Source organism: Methylophaga sp. UBA2496, assembly GCF_002341635.1.
Taxonomy (GTDB): domain Bacteria; phylum Pseudomonadota; class Gammaproteobacteria; order Nitrosococcales; family Methylophagaceae; genus Methylophaga.
In genome coordinates this window covers 149,288-169,137 of sequence record NZ_DDOK01000009.1, presented here as the reverse complement: position 1 = coordinate 169,137, position 19,850 = coordinate 149,288, and the positions used below count along the sequence as shown (strand labels likewise).

16 protein-coding genes are annotated in these 19,850 nt (G+C 45.5%); 13 read left to right on the top strand and 3 right to left on the bottom strand.

From position 1 onward, the window contains the following. Positions 1-104: 104 nt before the first annotated feature. The 13 genes from B2W60_RS13935 (at position 105) to folC (ending at position 15,635) form a co-directional block, all read left to right on the top strand. Positions 105-2,261, top strand: coding sequence for an ABC transporter substrate-binding protein (locus B2W60_RS13935; RefSeq protein ID WP_292359027.1), 2,157 nt, complete (start codon positions 105-107; stop codon positions 2,259-2,261). Positions 2,262-2,349: 88 nt separating this feature from the next. After that, on the top strand, positions 2,350-3,123 hold the full coding sequence (gene pomA, locus B2W60_RS13930) for a flagellar motor protein PomA (RefSeq protein WP_292359029.1): 774 nt from the start codon (positions 2,350-2,352) through the stop codon (positions 3,121-3,123). Positions 3,124-3,149: 26 nt separating this feature from the next. Then, positions 3,150-4,046 carry a flagellar motor protein MotB gene (locus B2W60_RS13925; RefSeq protein WP_292359030.1) on the top strand — a complete coding sequence of 299 codons (897 nt, stop codon included), beginning with the start codon at positions 3,150-3,152 and terminating at the stop codon, positions 4,044-4,046. Between the two features lie 249 nt (positions 4,047-4,295). Then, positions 4,296-4,934 carry a 3-isopropylmalate dehydratase small subunit gene (leuD, locus tag B2W60_RS13920; protein WP_292359032.1) on the top strand — a complete coding sequence of 213 codons (639 nt, stop codon included), beginning with the start codon at positions 4,296-4,298 and terminating at the stop codon, positions 4,932-4,934. A gap of 27 nt (positions 4,935-4,961) precedes the next feature. Next, positions 4,962-6,032 carry a 3-isopropylmalate dehydrogenase gene (gene leuB, locus B2W60_RS13915; RefSeq protein ID WP_292359034.1) on the top strand — a complete coding sequence of 357 codons (1,071 nt, stop codon included), beginning with the start codon at positions 4,962-4,964 and terminating at the stop codon, positions 6,030-6,032. Between the two features lie 20 nt (positions 6,033-6,052). After that, positions 6,053-7,075 (top strand): aspartate-semialdehyde dehydrogenase, encoded by a 1,023-nt coding sequence (locus B2W60_RS13910; protein ID WP_292359036.1) that lies wholly within the window; start codon positions 6,053-6,055, stop codon positions 7,073-7,075. A gap of 32 nt (positions 7,076-7,107) precedes the next feature. Continuing rightward, positions 7,108-9,951: a FimV/HubP family polar landmark protein gene (locus tag B2W60_RS13905; protein WP_292359038.1), complete on the top strand. Its 2,844-nt coding sequence runs from the start codon at positions 7,108-7,110 to the stop codon at positions 9,949-9,951. A 10-nt stretch (positions 9,952-9,961) separates the two neighbouring features. Continuing rightward, the gene (truA, locus tag B2W60_RS13900) at positions 9,962-10,741 is read left to right on the top strand and encodes a tRNA pseudouridine(38-40) synthase TruA (RefSeq protein ID WP_292359040.1); all 780 of its coding nucleotides are present in this window, start codon (positions 9,962-9,964) and stop codon (positions 10,739-10,741) included. A 37-nt stretch (positions 10,742-10,778) separates the two neighbouring features. After that, complete coding sequence (locus B2W60_RS13895) at positions 10,779-11,393, top strand: phosphoribosylanthranilate isomerase (protein WP_292359042.1); 615 nt, start codon at positions 10,779-10,781, stop codon at positions 11,391-11,393. Beyond that, positions 11,386-12,606, top strand: a complete 1,221-nt coding sequence (gene trpB, locus B2W60_RS13890) for a tryptophan synthase subunit beta (protein WP_292359044.1) — start codon at positions 11,386-11,388, stop codon at positions 12,604-12,606. The genes B2W60_RS13895 and trpB overlap by 8 nt, the downstream gene beginning before the upstream one ends. Positions 12,607-12,616: 10 nt before the next feature. Next, positions 12,617-13,444, top strand: a complete 828-nt coding sequence (trpA, locus tag B2W60_RS13885; RefSeq protein WP_292359046.1) for a tryptophan synthase subunit alpha — start codon at positions 12,617-12,619, stop codon at positions 13,442-13,444. Positions 13,445-13,463: 19 nt separating this feature from the next. After that, on the top strand, positions 13,464-14,321 hold the full coding sequence (accD, locus tag B2W60_RS13880; protein ID WP_292359048.1) for an acetyl-CoA carboxylase, carboxyltransferase subunit beta: 858 nt from the start codon (positions 13,464-13,466) through the stop codon (positions 14,319-14,321). 9 nt (positions 14,322-14,330) lie between these two features. Continuing rightward, a complete protein-coding gene (folC, locus tag B2W60_RS13875) occupies positions 14,331-15,635 on the top strand; it encodes a bifunctional tetrahydrofolate synthase/dihydrofolate synthase (RefSeq protein ID WP_292359050.1) in 1,305 nt (434 codons plus the stop codon). Here folC and B2W60_RS13870 read toward each other — a convergent pair. From B2W60_RS13870 to trmB, 3 genes are all read right to left on the bottom strand, one after another. Beyond that, entirely contained in the window at positions 15,627-17,432 is a 1,806-nt protein-coding gene (locus B2W60_RS13870; RefSeq protein ID WP_292359051.1) for an AMP-dependent synthetase/ligase, read from the bottom strand. The two genes, folC and B2W60_RS13870, sit on opposite strands and share 9 nt — an antisense overlap. Positions 17,433-17,434: 2 nt before the next feature. Next, on the bottom strand, positions 17,435-18,727 hold the full coding sequence (locus B2W60_RS13865) for an OmpP1/FadL family transporter (RefSeq protein ID WP_292359052.1): 1,293 nt from the start codon (positions 18,725-18,727) through the stop codon (positions 17,435-17,437). An 80-nt stretch (positions 18,728-18,807) separates the two neighbouring features. Next, positions 18,808-19,494: a tRNA (guanosine(46)-N7)-methyltransferase TrmB gene (gene trmB, locus B2W60_RS13860; RefSeq protein ID WP_292359054.1), complete on the bottom strand. Its 687-nt coding sequence runs from the start codon at positions 19,492-19,494 to the stop codon at positions 18,808-18,810. Between the last annotated feature and the right edge of the window lie 356 nt (positions 19,495-19,850).

Sequence of the window (19,850 nt, the reverse complement as noted above, 5' to 3'; positions counted from 1 at the left end):
ATTTAAAACCGATAAACTTACCTGATTTTGGCTGCTACTGGAAGAGGCAGGCAACGTACAATCCCGTTATACTCGCTATTTAACTGGATCCAACCTGGAATGTTATGTGCCGATTTACTGTATTGCTCTACACACTGTTATTTGCATTACTGTCAGGGTGTGACCTATCAGCTATAAACTCTCCATACCCGGCTGCAGAAAGTGAAGCAACTGTCAGTTACAGTTCATTTATGCTGCGTCCAAAGCATCTGGATCCTGCCCGTTCCTACGCAGCGAACGAAAGTCTGATTACTGCACAAATTTATGAGCCACCTTTTCAGTATCATTACCTCAAGCGCCCATATCAGTTAGAGCCTCTGACTGCAGCGATGATGCCTGAAGTTGAGCTGCTTGATAAAAATGGTGAGTTGATACCGGCATCACAACAGACTGCAGAAAATGTCGCCTTTTCACGTTATACCATCACCATTCGCCCGGGAATCGCTTATCAGCCGCATCCGGCATTTGCTCGCGATAAATCTGGACAATTGCTTTACCGGGATTTGGATGAACAAACTGCCCGCAAGATAACCACCATCATGGATTTTCCCATTCAAGCGACTAGGGAATTGAAAGCTTCTGATTATGTTTATCAAATAAAGCGTCTGGCTCATCCTGAAGTACATTCACCTATTTTGGGCTTAATGAGTGAACATATCTTAGGGCTGGGGGATTTTGCTGCAGAACTTGGCAAAATGCATCAAAAAAATCAGCCCATTGATTTACAAGCATTGCAGATTAGTGGCGTACGGGCTATTGACGACTATCGTTACCAAATTACGGTTTATGGCCAGTATCCACAACTGAAATATTGGCTGGCAATGCCATTTTTTGCCCCCATCCCTTGGGAAGCAGATGTGTTTTATCAGCAGACAGTTCTACAAGACAAGAATATTACTTTGGATTGGTATCCGGTTGGCACCGGTGCTTATCACATGATTGAAAATGATCCTAACCGCCGCATGGTGATGATTAAAAACCCTAATTTTCATGGTGAAACTTATCCCAGAGAAGGGAACCCCGGTGATGCTGCGGCCGGTTTGCTGGACGATGCTGGCCTGTCCATGCCGTTTATTGACAAGATTATTTATACCCTGGAAAAAGAAAGCACCTCGTACTGGGGAAAATTCATCCAGGGATATTACGATGTCAGTGGTTTAACCTCGGATAGCTTTGAACAGGCCATTCAGGTTTCTTCAGGCGGGTCCTTTGGACTGAGCGATGACATGATGAAAAAGGGCATAGATTTACAGTCTGCAGTGGGTACTACAACCCATTATATTGGATTCAATATGCTTGATTCGGTAGTGGGCGGTGATAGTGAAAGAGCTCGTAAACTACGACAGGCAATTGCTATTGCTATTGATCAGGAGGAATTCGTTTCTATCTTTTTCAACGGACGGGGGATCCCCGCTCAGGGACCCATTCCACCAGGTATTTTTGGTTATCGTGAGGGCAGGGAAGGCTTGGATCCCTACGTATACGAATGGCGGGATAATGCGGTACGAACCAGATCGGTTGATTATGCCAGAAGCCTGCTTGCCGAAGCCGGATATCCAAGAGGGCGTGATGCTGAAACAGGCCAGCCTTTAGTGCTATATTTTGATGTTGCTGCAGTTGGTCCCGATGCCAAGGCGCAACTGGATTGGATGCGCAAACAATTCCAAAAACTCAATATTCAGTTAGTGATTAGATCAACAGATTACAATCGCTTTCAGGATAAGATGCGCAGGGGACAAACGCAGATATTTAAAATAGGCTGGAGTGCGGATTATCCTGACCCGGAAAATTTTCTGTTTCTATTGTATGGACCAAATGCCAAAGCCATTCATAATGGTGAAAATAGTGCGAATTATCAAAACCCGGAGTTTGATAAGTTATTTGAGCAGATGCGAATAATGCCTGATGGGGAGCAACGTCAGGCGATTATCGACCAAATGGTGAATATTGTCCGGCATGATGCCCCTTGGGTCTGGGGCTTTCATCCCAAACAATTAACCCTTTTTCATGCGTGGAATAAAAATATTAAGCCCAATTTGATGGCCAATAATACGTTAAAGTATCATCGGATCGATCCGCTATTACGGGACCAGTTAAGAGCTAAATGGAACACACCAACCATCTGGCCGATAATTGTCTTGTTATTCATGTTTATTATGGCAATGCTGCCAGCGATTATTATTTATCGCCGGAAAAAACATCAACGGGCTGTGAATACTTGATACTGTTGATTTTGAGTATCATCCGGTACAATTAGTCTCGAATTTATTCTATGACTTCAGGCATGACTTAAATCAGGGAGAAAAGCACGTGGATTTGGCTACTTTACTGGGTTTTTTAATCGCCTGGAGTCTGATTATCGCCACCATTGCTCTCGGTGCTGCGGCAAGTACATTTATCAATACCCCTTCATTCATGATCGTCATTGGCGGCACTTTTGCTGTGGTTATGATGCGCTTTACGCTTAAACAGTTTATCGGCTCAATGAAAACAGCGACCAAAGCGTTTTTGCATAAATCTGAAGACCCTACTGAAATTATTACCAGTGTTGTGCAATTGGCAGGTATCGCCCGTAAAGAAGGCCTGCTGGCACTGGAAAGACAGGAGGTACAAAATCCTGCATTGGCATTGGGTATCCGCATGCTGGTCGATGGACATGAACCTGCTGTGGTCAGAAAAGCGCTGAATACTGAAATGAATGAAACGGTGAATCGCCACAGTATTGGTCAACAGATTTTCCAGCAAATCGGCGATGCTGCGCCGGCAATGGGCATGATAGGTACGTTGGTCGGTCTGGTACAGATGCTGTCAAACATGTCCGATCCAAAGTCAATTGGGCCGGCGATGGCTATTGCGCTACTGACAACGCTTTATGGTGCCATGATTGCCAATATGTTTGCATTACCTCTGGCCGATAAACTGGCGCTTCGTAGTAATGAAGAATTGATGAATAAAAGCATCATCATTGAAAGTGTGATGGGGATTCAGGAAGGACAAAATCCGAAAGTACTGGAAGAGTTACTGAAAAATTACCTTCCGGCCTCCAAGCGGGATGCTGAAGCTCCGGCTCCGGCTGAAGCCTAAATCACTCCCTGAAGCCGACTTAAATTATGAGCGAATCTGAAACGCAAAGTTTCAAAAAGCAGCAAAAAAGGGGATTGCCAGCCTATATGGCGACATTTGCCGATTTAATGTCGTTATTAATGTGTTTCTTTGTCTTGCTGTTATCTTTTGCCGAAATTGATGCTATCAAATATAAAATGGTGGTGTTGTCATTGGAAAAAGCGTTTGGTGTGCAACGTGACGTGGTGGCCGAAGCGATACCGAAAGGTACCAGCATCATCGCGCAGGAATTCAGTCCGGGTGAACCGAAACCCACTCCATTGAATATCGTCAGACAGGAAACCACGGATGAAACTCGCGATGTATTAAAAGTTACAATGGATGCTGAAGCAGTCGCAGAAGCTCAGGCAAAGCAGGTGGCTGAAGAGGTCGAGGAGTTCAAACAAGCGCTGGTATCTGAAATTGAACGTGGATTGATTGTTGTTGAAAATCAGCTGAACCGCATTGTCATTCGTATACGTGAGCGAGGCTCATTCCCTTCCGGTGATGCCACATTGAATCAGGACTTTGTGCCAATACTGAAAAAAATCAATGAAGTACTCACCCAGACGGATGGATTGATTGCTGTGGCCGGGCATACAGACAATATTCCGATTAGCACATCTCGATATCGTTCCAACTGGGAATTATCAACGTCCAGGGCAACGTCGGTGGTTCATGAGTTGCTCAGGTACAATACCATTCCGCCTGAACGGTTTGTGCTGGAAGGTTACGCCGATACCCGACCATTGGCACCCAATGATTCTGCTGAAAACAGGGCGACTAACCGTCGTGTCGAAATTGTTGTGTTAAAAGGCTCAATTGACGCGGACTTCACCCAATCTATTGATGATCTTATTCAACAGCATGATGTGATTGAAAGTGAAATTCAACCTGTCCGATAGAGCCATTTTGTCTACCATAACAGAGACGGTTGTGAACGATAAAAAGTCTCAAACAGAATGTCATCAACCAAATATACCGATGCAAACAATGGTATTATTTGCAGGTTTTAATGACCAAATATATCACGTGCCATAACATCGCCACATGCGTCATAGAAGATTGAAAAGCCTTAATTTGAAAAATAAAACGGATGCCAAGGCAAGACCTGACCATCAAAAGGCACTGCGATAAGAAAGTAAGAGGTGAACATGCAAAAAATTTCCGTGGAAACCGGATTAGTGATTCCTTTGGATCGGCCCAATGTCGATACAGATGCCATTATCCCCAAACAGTTTTTGAAATCGATTAAACGCAGTGGCTTTGGCCCTAATCTGTTTGATGAATGGCGTTATCTGGACCATGGCGAACCTGGACAGGATTGCAGTAATCGCCCCTTAAATCCGGATTTTGAATTGAATCAACCACGTTATCAAGGCGGTACCATATTATTGGCGCGTGAAAACTTTGGTTGTGGTTCAAGCCGTGAACACGCGGTTTGGGCATTGGAAGATTTTGGTATACGGGTGATTATCGCCCCGAGTTTTGCTGATATCTTTTTCAGCAACAGCAGTAAAAATGGCATTCTCGCTATAAAACTTGATGAAAAACAGGTTGATAAATTATTCCATCAGGTTGAGGCTTCACCGGGCTATAAGTTGACGGTTGATTTACCCGAGCAAACTATTCTTTTACCTGATGGTGAAAAATTTCATTTTGAAATTGATAGCTTTAAAAAACACTGTTTGCTTGAAGGCCTGGATGATATCGGTCTGACTCTCAAACATACTGATGATATTAAAGCTTACGAAGCACGCCGCCGTGAACAGGCGCCGTGGTTATTTTCCTAATAATAAATTTTAAAAGTAATAACATTCATGACAAAAAAAATTGCAGTATTGGCCGGCGATGGTATCGGCCCGGAAATCGTTGCTGAAGCCGTCAAAGTTTTAAATGCTTTCAAGCAGGATGGTTTAGATATTGAACTGGAATATGGTTTGATCGGTGGTGCCGCCTATGATGAAACCGGCAGCCCACTGCCAGATGAAACCCTGCAGATGGCCAAACAGGCTGATGCCATCTTATTAGGCGCCGTTGGCGGTTATAAATGGGAATCATTGGATATCAGTGTACGTCCCGAAAAAGGTTTATTGGGTATTCGTTCACAATTAAACCTTTTTGCCAATTTACGTCCGGCCCTGTTATATCCACAATTAGCTGATGCTTCCACTTTGAAGCCCGAAGTCGTTGCTGGTCTGGATTTAATGATTGTGCGGGAATTGACTGGTGGTATTTATTTCGGCCAGCCAAGAGGGATTCGTACCCTGGAAAATGGTGAAAAAGAAGGCTACAACACCCTGGTTTATCGCGAAAGCGAAATTAATCGTATCGGTCGCGTGGCATTTGATATTGCACGCAAACGCCAAAGCCGCGTGTGCTCGGTAGATAAAGCCAATGTACTGGAATGCACGGAATTATGGCGTGAGACCATGACAAGCTTGTCTAAAGACTATGCTGATGTCGAATTAAGTCATATGTATGTTGATAATGCGGCAATGCAGCTGGTACGTGCACCGAAACAGTTTGACGTTATGGTGACCACCAATATGTTTGGCGATATTCTGTCTGATTGCGCGTCGATGCTGACGGGCTCGATTGGCATGTTGCCGTCTGCTTCACTGGATGAAAACGGTAAAGGCATGTATGAACCAATTCACGGATCAGCGCCTGATATTGCTGGACAAAACATTGCTAATCCGCTGGCAACCATTCTGTCAGCTGCTATGATGTTACGTTACACGCTTGATCAACCGGCTTTTGCAGATCGTATTGAAAAAGCGGTCAGTAAAGTTCTGGATCAAGGTTTGAGAACAGCAGATATTTTTTCCGCGGGCACGACTCGTGTGACCACTGCTGAAATGGGCGATGCCGTTGTGGCAGCGCTGTAACAAAAGAATTTAGGTGAATTGTGACTAAACAAGTTGATATTGCTGTTGTAGGGGCGACCGGTGCGGTAGGTGAAGCCATGCTTGAGATCCTGCATCAGCGTAAGTTTCCTGTAGGTAAAGTCTATGCCTTGGCCAGCGAACGCTCGGCTGGCTCAACCGTACAGTTTGGTAACAAATCGTTAATAGTTGAAGATCTGGCCCAGTTTGATTTTTCCAAAGTGCAGATCGGTTTGTTTTCGCCAGGTGCCAGTGTTTCTGAAATTTATGCACCCAAAGCGGCCGCCGCAGGCTGTATCGTTATTGATAATACTTCACAGTTTCGATATGACGATGATGTACCCTTGATTGTGCCGGAAGTGAATCCAGAGGCTGTGGTGGGGTACAAAAAGAAGGGTATTATTGCCAATCCCAATTGCTCAACTATTCAAATGCTGGTGGCATTAAAACCCATATATGATGCGGTTGGCATCAAACGTATTAATGTCTGTACTTATCAGGCAGTATCCGGAAGTGGTAAACCGGCTATGGACGAATTGGCTAAGCAAACAGCGGCGTTGTTAAATGGTCGACCTGTTGAAGCTGAAGTTTATCCTAAACAAATCGCTTTTAATGTGATTCCGCAAATTGACGTCTTCATGGATAACGGCTACACCAAAGAAGAAATGAAAATGGTGTGGGAGACTCGGAAAATCATGGGGGATAATGATATTCAGGTGAATCCTACCGCGGTTCGTGTGCCAGTGTTTTTCGGTCACTCAGAAGCAATTCATATTGAAACCAGAGATAAAATTACGGCTGAAAAAGCCAAGGAATTGCTCTCAGCATTTGAAGGCATCGTAGTGGTTGACGAGCATAAAGATGGTGGTTATCCAACCGCTGTCACAGAATCTTCGGGGCAGGATCCTGTATATGTAGGGCGTATCCGGGAAGATATTTCACATCCAAACGGTTTGAATTTATGGGTCGTCTCAGACAATGTCCGTAAAGGGGCTGCACTGAACAGTGTACAAATCGCCGAACTTCTGGTCGATAAATACCTCTAGGCATTGCTGAATTGTCAAGGAAGGGGAGTTAAATGAAACAGAAAACGTTGGCCAGTTTGTCGGTAGCTACGGCACTTGGTTTATTAACTCCCTTAACCGGGTACGCTTTTGGACTTGGACAGATAACCCTGCATTCAGCTCTGAATGAACCTTTCAGAGCTGAAATATCTGTCAATGCGCTCAGAGAGGATGAGCGTGGTAACTTACAAGTCAGGTTGGCTTCCACTCAGGATTTTGAACGAGCCGGGCTGGATAGAAGTTTTCTGCTAACACAACTGAATTTTGAAGTGGTTGAAGAGGCCAATTCGACGCGAATAATGATCACTTCTGATGTGCCAATTAAAGAACCGTTTCTGGGTTTTTTATTGGCAGCAACGACCGGCCAGGGAAAATTACTACGCGAATACACAGTTCTTTTGGATCCGCCTAAAGAGTTGTATCGTAATCAGGCAAGTCGTGCGCCATCAGGTTCATCTCTTTCCCAGCGAAGCCAACCAACACCTGTAGCGTCACGCCAGGAACCAACGGCATGGACAGCAAGCCGTGATAACGTGTCTGAGTATAAGGTACACTCGCGTGACACCTTGTGGAGCATTGCAGAGAGAACCAGGCCTTCAGCAAATATTACAATGCAGCAGATGATGTTAGCTCTGCTTAACGCAAATCCCCGGGCATTTCAGCAAAATAATGTTAACAGTCTCTATGCGGGCAGTACGCTTAGAATTCCTTCAACAGACGAAATTACTCGCATTTCTGCCAGCGAAGCAAAACAGACGGTTGATCAGCAAAATGCTACATGGCGAAACCGTTCACAGGCCGTTACGCCAGTACCAACCGCAAATGAAGTAGCACCATCAATATCAGTAAATGAGGAGGCTTCTCCGGAAATTGATGCGGAAGCTGATGATAATGCTGTAGCGAATCCTGATGACGAATCAGCTTCATTGCAAGCCGATGAGGAAGATGCCGCTGCAGAGAGTGCCCGTTTGAAATTAATTGCAGCTACAGAAAACAGCCTGCTTGATGCTGATCCAGAGATTAATGGTGACCCTGATTTACAAAAAATAAGTGAGCAACTGACTCTGGCCCAGGAAACAATAGAGGCCCAATCTCAGGAAAATATTGATTTTAAAAATCGTATGGATGCGATGGAACGCCAGCTGGATACCATGCGGCGTCTTATTTCTCTGAAAGATGCAGATATGGCAAGACTGCAGAGCTTGCTAGAGCAGGATGAATCGCAGATGGATTTAGCCACGCTCGTCGATGAAGCTAATGCCATTCTGGAAGGCAGTGAAGCTGACAATATCGCAAATCTGAATACTTTATCCGAAGATGCCACTCCTAAGAGTGATGACGATAATGATTGGCAACCTGTTGAGATTAACAATGGCGAATCTGTCTCAGGCATCTTAGGTGAGGGTGAAGCATTACCAGAGTTGAATGAAGACTCTTATGGCGTTATAGCTGAAACTGATGAAGATAAGGCTGCGGAACAAATGGATACGCAGCTGGATGAAAGTACCGCTGATCCAACAGAATTGGAAACAGCCTCAGCAGAGGTTGATGTTGCCATTGATGAAGCTGCCCAGATGCTGGATCTTGACCAGCAGCAGATGGATTCTCTTTACCAAAGGGTCCAGGCTTTTGTCATAGCCCATAAGGTTGAATCCTTGCTTGCGGTATTACTGTTACTGTTAATTTTGTGGATGATCTTACGTCGCAGCCAGCGTGAAGTCAGCTGGGATGATGCCGTCAGTAAAATCCAAAAAAATAAACCTGTCAAAGCAGACCCCGAAGCGGGCACTGTCAATATTGTCGCGCCATCAGTAGATGAGATAAACACCTCGGTAGAAAGCAAAACCAAAACAGTTGAAGAATTGGTCGAACAGGCAGAAATGTTTGTCGGTTATGCGGACTATGTGCAGGCAGGGACCGCACTTGAACAGGCTCATCATCAAGCTCCCGACGATAACGATATTGCTGCAAAATTGATGTTTGTGTACTACAAACAGCAAAAATCTGCAGATTTCATTGCCTTGTTGAATACCACTGGGATTGATGAAACCCATCCTCAGTGGCCAGAGATCAGAAACTGGGGCAATCAGTTACTGCCACATAATCCATTATTTGCTGAGCAATCAGAAGCAATGGATGAAGAAAGTACAGTGCAAGAGGAAGCCAGAGTCAATATTGAAGAAGACAGCGCTACAGAACAACCACAACCACTGGATTCCTCTGCTGAGACGGAAGAATCCGATCATATAGACTTCAATCTGGACGATTATACAACCGATTCGGCTCAATCTTCACAGGGTGATGAAGTGTATCAGCGTGATGAGGAAGACTTGTTGCCATTTAATCTCAATGAAGTGGCAGAAAAAGATACAGAAATTGAAACCGAGGAGCCGGATGTTCAGTTTGCTGAAGATGACAACGATTTACGAATAGATTTAGATCAGGATAATGTCTTGCAGCCTGATTCATCTGCCCCCGACATTCTGGATTTGGCTATTGATGAATCTGAAGAAGATGCAGAGCAAGTTGCCTCAGATGAGTCTGAGGAAGTTATATCACTTGATTCTGACGAGTTGGATTTATCTGCTTTTGAAATTGAAGATGAGCCTGCAACAGAGACTGATGATGTTATCGAAGATTATTTGAATCTGGATAGCAGTTTAGACGATGAAGAGCTGGACTTTGATCTCAGCGACTTTGATTCAATAGATGAAGCCGAAACTAAATTAGATCTGGCAGAGGCATACAAGGATATGGGCGATCCTGAGGGTGCAAGAGGTATCCTTGAGGAAGTCCTTGAGCAGGGCACTGATGAACAGAAAAAACGAGCGCAAGAACTGCTCGATTCTTTGATATAACGGTTCATCTGTGAGGATAGCCCTAGGTGTCGAATATGACGGCAGCCAGTTTCATGGCTGGCAGTTTCAGCCAGGACAGCGCACCGTTCAGAGTGAGTTGCAAAAAGCAGTTTCATTGATCGCTGATGCACAGACGGAAGTTTTTGCTGCAGGCCGGACTGATACTGGTGTCCACGCATTAAATCAGGTTGTTCATTTTGACACCGAGGCGATGCGCGAAGACCGTAACTGGTTGTTGGGACTGAATTCCAACCTTCCACATGATATCTGTATTAAGTGGGTCAAGCCTGTTCCTGAAAAATTCAATGCCCGTTTCAGTGCAAGCAAACGCCGCTATCGTTATTTAATCCTCAATCGTGACAGTCGTTCCAGCGTACATCATCAGCGGATGTGGTGGGTTTACAAATCTCTTGATGAACATAAAATGCAGCTGGCTGCTGATTTGTTGCTTGGACAACATGATTTTTCTGCCTTCAGAGCACAGGAGTGTCAGGCGAAAAGTCCGGTTAAAACCTTGGATAAATTAATTGTTACTCGACGTGATGACTGCATTGCTGTGGATGTTGAAGCAAAATCATTCCTTCATCATATGGTACGTAACTTATTAGGTGTACTGGTTCCGGTAGGTGAAGGAAAAAGACAGGCAGAATGGGCTTTGGAAGTGTTACAAAGCCGGGATCGGAAAATGGCCGGTGTCACCGCACCACCTCAAGGTCTTTATCTGACAGATGTGGTTTATCCCGACGAATATTTATTGCCGACAGTGTCAGGTTTTCCAGTGCTCTGGTAAAGTATCAGGCTAACATTTGGAAAGCTGATAACCTCAGATGAGAACCCGCGTTAAAATATGTGGCATTACGCGTCGCCAAGATGCTGAATTTGCTGTGAAAAGCGGGGCGGATGCTATCGGATTGGTTTTTTATGGGCCGAGTCCCAGAGCCGTGACAATAGAGCAGGCCGCCGCAATTACAGCGCAGTTACCACCTTTTATCAGCAATGTGGGTTTATTTGTTAATGCAACTGCTGAGGCAGTCTGGCAAACGCTTGAACAGGTACCGCTAGGTTTATTGCAATTTCATGGTGATGAATCTGCAGAGTTTTGTGCGCAGTTCAAAATGCCGTATATCAAAGCAATACGTATGCAGTCAGTAGCAGACTTGCAACAGGCGGATAAAAGATTCCCGGAAGCATCCGCCTTATTGCTGGATAGTTATCAACATGGTGTGCCCGGGGGAACCGGTCAGACGTTTGATTGGTCAATGATTACGGCTGTTAGCAAGCCATTGATATTGGCGGGTGGCCTGACAGCTGAAAATGTTGCACAAGCTATTCGGCAGGTTTCGCCTTATGCAGTGGATGTGAGTGGCGGAGTAGAAGAGTCGAAAGGACTTAAAAGTAATAATAAAATAAGCGCATTCATGCGAGAGGTGGCAAATGCCTGAGACACAGATTGATGATTACTTTAAACATTACCCGGATGAGTTAGGTCATTTTGGGCCCTATGGTGGTCGCTTTGTAGGCGAAACCTTGATGGGCGCTATTTATGAGCTTGAAGAAGCCTACAAACAATATAAAAACGATGCAGCTTTTCAAGCTGAAATGGATAAAGATCTGGCCGACTTTGTTGGTCGGCCTTCACCAATTTATCATGCCGAAAACTGGACACGAAAGTTAGGCGGCGCGCAGATTTATTTAAAACGCGAAGACCTCAATCATACCGGTGCGCACAAAGTAAACAACACAATCGGCCAGGCGTTGCTGGCGAAACGGATGGGCAAAACCCGTATTATTGCTGAAACCGGTGCCGGTCAGCACGGTGTTGCTACGGCAACGGTTGCTGCGCGACTGGGAATGGAATGTGTCGTTTACATGGGCGCTGAAGATGTTGAACGTCAGGCACAGAATGTCTATCGCATGAAGCTGCTGGGGGCAGAAGTCGTGCCTGTTCAGTCAGGTTCTAAAACACTGAAAGATGCTTTGAATGAAGCCTTGCGAGATTGGGTCACGAATGTTGATGATACTTTCTATATTATTGGCACGGTTGCCGGGCCGCATCCATATCCGGCCATGGTACGTGATTTTCAATCTGTTATCGGGCGTGAAGCGCGTCAGCAAATGATCAATACTACCGGTAAGTTACCGGATGCATTGGTTGCCTGTATCGGTGGCGGTTCAAATGCTATTGGTCTGTTTTATCCCTTTATTGAAGATAAATCAGTTGCAATGATTGGTGTCGAAGGCGCTGGTCATGGTCTGCAAACCGGCCAGCATTCGGCTCCCTTATCCGCCGGTACACCGGGTGTTTTACACGGCAACCGTACCTACCTGATTCAGGATGCTGCGGGACAAATAACTGAAACACACTCGATCTCTGCTGGACTGGATTATCCTGGTGTGGGGCCTGAACATGCGTGGTTAAAAGATATTGGTCGTGCGCAGTATGTCACCGTGACGGATAACGAAGCTTTGGATGCATTCCATGAACTAACGCGTACCGAAGGGATTATTCCCGCTTTGGAGACCAGTCACGCATTAGCATATGTTTCCAAGATAGCCCCAACGATGTCGGCAGATCAAAGTATCCTTATAAATGTTTCAGGACGTGGTGATAAAGACATGCATACGGTTGCAGCCATGGCTGGTCTGAATTTCTGAGGAATATAAAATGAGTCGTATTAAAGAATGTTTTGAAAATCTTCAGGCAGATGGGCAAACGGCACTTATTCCCTATGTCACGGCGGGTGATCCAGAACCATGGGTAACGGTACCATTGCTACATGCGCTGGTTGAAGCTGGCGCTGATATTATCGAGTTGGGTGTACCCTTTTCAGACCCGATGTCAGATGGTCCGGTGATCCAAAAAGCCTGCGAGCGGGCATTGAAGAATGATGTTACGCTGAATTCAATTCTGGATATGGTGAAACAATTCAGAGAAAAAAATAACCATACTCCGCTGGTATTGATGGGATATGCCAATCCACTTGAGGCGATGGGCTACGAAACGTTCGCCAAAAAAGCACAGGCGGTCGGTGTGGATGGTGTCCTGACAGTGGATATGCCGCCAGAAGAGTCGGACGAGTTCAAACGTTTGATGGATGCACACGATATCGACACTATCTTTCTGGTTGCACCGACGACCTCTGCTGAGCGAATGCAGAAAATTGCTCAATATGCCAAAGGCTTTATTTATTATGTATCCATTAAAGGTGTGACCGGTACGGCTGCGCTGGAAATTAATGAAGTAACTGCCAAACTCGAAGAAATTCGTAAATACACGTCGTTACCTGTTGGCGTTGGCTTTGGTATCAGAGATGGTCGTTCGGCAGCGGCAGTAGCCCAGGTCGCTGACGCTGTAGTCGTTGGGAGTACTTTGGTACGCTGTATTGAAGAACATGCCAATCGTCCACAGGAACTGCCTGCTGCAGTTGCAAGTATATTAGCCGAAATGCGTCATGCAATTAATGCGCGTGATTTAGCAAGCGTCACGGCTTAATGAGAGATAAGGTGACAAAATGAGTTGGTTTGAAAGATTACTTCCGTCTAAAATCCGCACCAGTGGTCGCAGTCGTTCTGTGCCGGAAGGTGTCTGGTGCAAATGCCCGGCATGTGACAATGTGCTTTACCGGGCAGAACTTGAGCGAAATCAGATGGTGTGTCCAAAATGCGACCATCATCAGCGGATTAATGCCCGCGTTCGACTGGAAAGTTTTCTTGATGAAGCCAACCGTCAGGAAATTGGTACTGAAGTAAAACCCGTTGACACGCTTAAATTTAAAGATAGCAAACGGTATCGTGACCGTATCACCCAGGCACAAAAAACAACGGGTGAAAATGATGCTCTGTTAGCCATGCAAGGTACCTTAAAGGGGTTACCTGTAGTCGTTGTTGCATTTGATTTTGGCTTTATGGGGGGGTCAATGGGGTCAGTCGTCGGCGAAAAGTTTGTCCGTGCGGCAAAGGTTGCACTGGCCAAAAAATTGCCGTTAATCTGTTTCGCTGCCAGTGGCGGTGCACGCATGCAGGAAGGTCTGTTTTCGTTGATGCAAATGGCCAAAACCAGTGCGGTTTTATCACAACTTGAAGATGCCGGTATTCCTTATATTTCTGTAATGACTGATCCGACAATGGGGGGCGTGTCAGCCAGTCTGGCAATGCTTGGCGACATCAATGTGGCTGAGCCGAAAGCATTGATTGGTTTTGCCGGGCCGCGTGTTATTGAACAAACTGTCCGTGAAAAACTACCTGAAGGTTTCCAGCGCAGTGAGTTTTTGCTGGAACATGGTGCCATCGATATGATTATAGATCGTCGCGAAATGCGGGATCGTCTGAATAATCTGTTGACCATGATGCAAAACCGAATAGCTGTATAAATACGGTTTATGCGATTCAATAGCTTGCCAGAGTGGCTGGCATGGCAGGAACAGCTCCATTTCACTGAAATAGATCCCGGCCTGGATCGCATCCGTGCGGTCTGGCTGCGTATGTATGCCGATAATAAACTGCCGTTCCGAATTGTGACGGTTGCTGGTACTAATGGCAAAGGATCCTCGGTTGCTTTATTAGCCTCTATTCTCTCAGCTGCTGGCTATCGTACAGCTTGTTACACCTCACCACATCTGTTGCGTTATAACGAACGTATTGTCGTGGATGGTCAAACAGCTACTGATACACAGATTTGTGAAGCATTTGAGCGCATTGACAAGGCGCGTGCTGAAATTTCACTGAGTTATTTTGAGTTTGCCACATTGGCCGCCGCTGATATTTTCTGTCGACAGAATATTGATATCGCAATACTTGAAGTTGGCATGGGCGGACGGCTTGACGCAGTGAATCTGTTTGATGCCGATATTGCGTTGATTACACCGATAGGGCTCGACCATACTGTGTGGCTGGGCGATACTCGCGAGCAGATTGGTGTTGAAAAAGCCGGCATTATGCGGGCCGGGCATCCAGTTGTCTGTAGTGAGTCTTCTCCACCCAGCACCGTTGTTGAGATCGCGCATAAATTAGGTGCGTCAGCCTATATTGCGGACAAAGATTTCAGTGCTGAATCGCATGACAAAGCCTGGCATTGGCACAATACCCGCCACAATCTTCAGAACTTACCACTGCCCGCGTTGCTGGGGTGTTATCAAATTCAAAACAGTGCGGCGGTATTACAAGTTATCAGTCTGCTGAAAGATGCCGGAATGGAAAAAATTAACGAAACGGCAATTCGTGACGGTTTAGTTCAAGTCAGACTTGCCGGCCGCTTTCAGATGATTGATGGACCCATTATTCATATCTTTGATGTAACACATAATCAGCAAGGTGCTGAGAACCTGGCAAAACTGTTACAGGAAATTCCATGCCGCGGCAAAACCCATGCAGTTATCGCCATGTTGCGGGATAAAGATAGTCGGGCGGTTTTTGACGCACTGATTCCAGTGATAGACGATTGGTTCATCGGCGGACTTAACGGAAGCCGGGGGCAATCGGCAGAGGATTTGGCAGCGGGCCTGCAGGGTAAAATTACTGATGACAGGGTGCATGTAGCTGAATTGGTAGAAGAGGCCTATAACCTTGCTCTGGAAGACGCTGTAAACGGTGACCGAATATTGATTTTTGGTTCATTTCATACTGTTGAAGCTGTTATGCGGCATATCCCTGAATTTATCAATGAACCTTTATCTGCATCAGCTTGATGCTGCTTTATACATAGTTTCAATTTCGTTTTTAAATTGTTCCAGCACCATAGCGCGTTTTACTTTTAAGGTGGGGGTTAACAGGCCGTTTTCGATAGTCCATGGCTGCAAGGTCAGATGCACCCGTCGAATTCGAGCATAAGCCGGAAACTCGAATAACCATTGTCTGAGTAACCGGACAAAATGCTGTTGTAGCACTTTACTGTTCAGACTATCGTTAGATAGCGGATCCAAACCCAGCTGCTGGGCAATTTGTGGCCACTTCTCTCCATTTATGACCAGTAAAGCTGCTAAATAAGGCTGGCCTTCACCAACAATTAAAGCCTGTTCAATCAGTCCGTTACTGATGATGGTGGCTTCAATATCGGCAGGTGGTACTTTCTCGCCATTATTGAGTACCAGAATATCTTTGATTCGACCGACAATGTGGATGTGTCCACTTTCACTGATATGGGCTTTATCCCCAGTGTGAAGCCAACCATCAGCATCAATGGTTTGTGCTGTGGCTTTATGATTATTCCAGTATCCCAGCATATTCCCCGGACCTTTAACTTGCAGTTCATCATCCTTGCCGATACGGACTTCAACGCCTCTTATTGGTCTGCCAACGCTTGACGGATCATTGCTTGAAGGTTCATTGACACTGATAACCGGACTGGTCTCTGTGAGCCCATACCCCTGGAGCAATGTTAAATCCAGACCAATGAACATTTTAGCGGCATAGTTGGGAAGCGCTGCGCCACCGCTGACCGCTAAACGCAAACGACCACCGAGCCTCTGGTGAAATTTATGAGCTACCAGCTTATTCAATAATGGCGATAACAGAAACAATGGAGACCAGGAGTTTCGGCCCTGGTGGTAGTGAAATTTTTTCCAGCCAACGTTCACCGCCAATTTGAATATAAACCTACGCAGCACATTACTATCAGAAAGTTGCTTTTGAACACGGTCATAAATACGTTCAAAAATTCTGGGCACTGCGATCATAATGGTGGGCTGAACCTGTCGCATATCATCGGCAAGCAGGGGAATACTGCGTGAAAAAACGACTTTGGAGCCAGCCATCATCGGTAGATAATAACCACCAGTGCGTTCCAAGGTGTGTGACAAAGGTAAAAAGGATAAGAATATATCTTCAGGCAGAATTTCAAAGAACTGTAATGAGCCGTATGCAACTGACAACATATTCCGGTGACTGAGCATTACGCCTTTTGAACGGCCGGTAGTACCTGAAGTATAAATAATCGATGCCACCTGATCCGGTGCGGACGGGGAGATAACAACTTCGGTATCAGCCACATCCAGCCATTCGTGCAGCTGGGTATATGGCAGATCCGTTTCCGGGGATTCCTCATTGAAAATAATGATTCGTCTGAGGCTATGCTCTTCAGGTAATACGGCCCTGATTGCCGACCATTGCCTGGCGCTATTGACTAACAATAAACGCACATCGGCATCTTGCAGAATGTAGGCAACATTGTCAGGCCGATCATCAGGATAAAGCGGCACCACAACCAAGCCCAGACTTAACGCTGCCAGATCGAAAAATATCCACTCCTTGCTATTACGCAGATTGAGTGCAACCCGATCACCTTTGCGCAGATTTTCCTGTTGCAAGGCTTGTTGCCAGAGATGGACTGAATCTGCAACCTGCTGCCAACTGAGGCTTAACCAGCTTTGATTCTCGTTATCAAAATAGCCATAGGCCTCTTTATCAGCGCTGCGTTTTACCCGTTCGGAAAACAAGCCATAAAGCGTTTGCGCCTCATCAGGTGAAATGTAATCGCTACTGCTCATGATTAATCAAAATACCAACGTAACTGAACACCTACAATATCAACAGAATTTTTATATTTGCCCAGCAGCTGATTGCCGTTTGAATCGGTATCGTCTATGTTGGTGTCTTTCATAAATATATGACTATAAGCCGCATCAAGGACAATGTTGTCGCTGTATTGATAACTTGCCCCAACGGCGATCCATGTCCGGTCACTATCCGGGATTCGGGGCGTTCGGCGTTGTGCGTTAGGAATTGGGGTTTCATCATAGGCAACACCTGCACGCCATGACCAGCGGTCATTCGCCTGATACTCCAGACCAAGACCATAACGCATTGAATTATCCCAGTCTTCTGCTTTGACTGAATTAAGACGATCAACATCCGAATTAATTCGTAACTCTTCAAACCGGCTCCAGCGTGTCCATGTCGCGTCGGCCATCAACGCTAATTTTGGGGTTAACTGATGAAGTAACGCGACAGAGAGGGTTTCGGGTAAAGTGACGCCACCATCAATTTTGCCATCTTCAAAACCAAGTGCTGAAGCAGTGGCCTGGGTATTGTCAGGAATACGAAACTCACCATCGCCTTTTAAATCATGAGTGATTTTAGAGCGATAACTCACTCCCATGCGCGTGGCTTCTGTAAATTGATATGTCATACCAAGATTGTAACCCCAACTCCAGTCATCCGCCGTTAACCGTACTCGACCATCATTCTGTTGTGGTGTGCCTGTTAAAACACCAAAATTGGCAGCCTGAGTTAATTCCAAATCGATATATTGCAGGTTTACCCCAAACCCTAATGACAGTTTTTCAGTTGCTTTAAAAGCGATGCTGGGGTTGATATTGATGGTTAACAAATCGGAACGGATGGCATGGTAACGACCTTGCCAACTATCGCCATAATCTGTGACCAGGCCAAAAGGAGCGCCTACGCCGATGCCCACCACCGTATGATCATTTAATGGCTGAGCATAATAAAAGTTAGGTACGGCTGCCAGTTCACCGGCATTATTGCCATCACCGCCAATTAATGGCGTGCCATTGACATTCGAACCACGATCAGAAAACTCTGCACGGGGACCAATCAGGTTTAACCCCATATTCATTTCTTTACGGGATAAATTGGTCAGACCGGCCGGATTGAAAAAGATGGTACTGGCATCATCCGCCACAGCAGCACTGCCTGAAAAAGCTCGTCCCAGGCCGGTAATACTTTGTTCAATTAAGGCATAACCTGCTGCACCAGCAGAGCTGCTGGCCGCCCCGAACAAAACATAAAAACTTAACTGCGTTGAACGGGACATAGTCATGGCGGCTTTACCTGTAAGAAAATTGAATAGTTAAATGGCGAAACTAGCTCAAGCACACAAATGAAGCAAGTTTGTCATAATTAACGGCGTTGAAAAAGTAAATCCCAGACACCATGGCCCAGGCGATGGCCACGTTGTTCAAATTTGGTCAGTGGACGAAACTCCGGGCGTGGAATGTAATCACCGGTAATACTGGTATTGATGAAATCCGAACTTGCTGACAGATCCTGAAGCATTTGTTCTGCATAATCCTGCCAGTCGGTGGCCATATGTAAAAAACCACCCGGATGAATTTTGTGTGCCAGTATTTCAACAAAAGCTGGCTGAATAATACGGCGTTTATGATGACGTTTTTTATGCCATGGATCGGGGAAATAGAGCTGTACCCGTTCCAGAGCATTATCAGCAATCTGGTTTTTAAGTAATTCCACCGCATCGGTACAGGCTACCCGCAAATTGGTCAGATGGTTTTCTTCAATGGCTTTTAACAGTTGACCGACACCCGGACGATGTACTTCAACACCAATAAAGTTGCTATCTGGTTGCTGCAAGGCCATTTCAACCAGTGAAGCACCATTTCCAAAACCAATTTCAAATATTACCGCCGCATCACGGCCAAACAGGTTTGCCATATCGATTTGCTGACCATCAGCTTCTATGCCAAATTTCGGCCATAAAAAATCTAATGCCTTTTGTTGGCCGGGTGTTAACCGACCTTCGCGTTTTACAAAGCTTTTCACCTGACGGAGGCGTTTACCTTCAGTCATTTTCTTTACCTGACTAATTAGAGCGATACATCATCGATAAAACGATGAAAAATAGCGTCACATGATACCGAAGCTCTGCTGGAAAATCCTCTTGTTGTCATGTTTTGCTATCGCATTCTGTAAGTTTGTTTGTTTCGGAGTATGAATCAGGTCGTGATAATGACCCATGGTCATCTGGGTTATCTTCCTGCCAAATTGGCGTAAATCTGCGATTTGCGAAGTAATACACGCAGATATTGGAATGCAGAGAATTGATTAATAAGATGATAAAAGCCCGTAAACAGTGCGAAAAAGAGTGATAAGGACTATAATGCTTTGTCTGAATAAAAAATTTCTGATGGATTAACGCTGCTGCA

Coding starts and splice junctions, on each gene's coding strand:
- accD (WP_292359048.1), top strand. CDS start 13,464: ATGAGTTGGTTTGAAAGATTACTTCCGTCTAAAATCCGCACCAGTGGT.
- trmB (WP_292359054.1), bottom strand. CDS start 19,494: ATGACTGAAGGTAAACGCCTCCGTCAGGTGAAAAGCTTTGTAAAACGC.
- B2W60_RS13865 (WP_292359052.1), bottom strand. CDS start 18,727: ATGACTATGTCCCGTTCAACGCAGTTAAGTTTTTATGTTTTGTTCGGG.
- B2W60_RS13905 (WP_292359038.1), top strand. CDS start 7,108: ATGAAACAGAAAACGTTGGCCAGTTTGTCGGTAGCTACGGCACTTGGT.
- B2W60_RS13925 (WP_292359030.1), top strand. CDS start 3,150: ATGAGCGAATCTGAAACGCAAAGTTTCAAAAAGCAGCAAAAAAGGGGA.
- B2W60_RS13935 (WP_292359027.1), top strand. CDS start 105: ATGTGCCGATTTACTGTATTGCTCTACACACTGTTATTTGCATTACTG.
- B2W60_RS13870 (WP_292359051.1), bottom strand. CDS start 17,432: ATGAGCAGTAGCGATTACATTTCACCTGATGAGGCGCAAACGCTTTAT.
- leuB (WP_292359034.1), top strand. CDS start 4,962: ATGACAAAAAAAATTGCAGTATTGGCCGGCGATGGTATCGGCCCGGAA.
- leuD (WP_292359032.1), top strand. CDS start 4,296: ATGCAAAAAATTTCCGTGGAAACCGGATTAGTGATTCCTTTGGATCGG.
- trpA (WP_292359046.1), top strand. CDS start 12,617: ATGAGTCGTATTAAAGAATGTTTTGAAAATCTTCAGGCAGATGGGCAA.
- trpB (WP_292359044.1), top strand. CDS start 11,386: ATGCCTGAGACACAGATTGATGATTACTTTAAACATTACCCGGATGAG.
- folC (WP_292359050.1), top strand. CDS start 14,331: ATGCGATTCAATAGCTTGCCAGAGTGGCTGGCATGGCAGGAACAGCTC.
- B2W60_RS13895 (WP_292359042.1), top strand. CDS start 10,779: ATGAGAACCCGCGTTAAAATATGTGGCATTACGCGTCGCCAAGATGCT.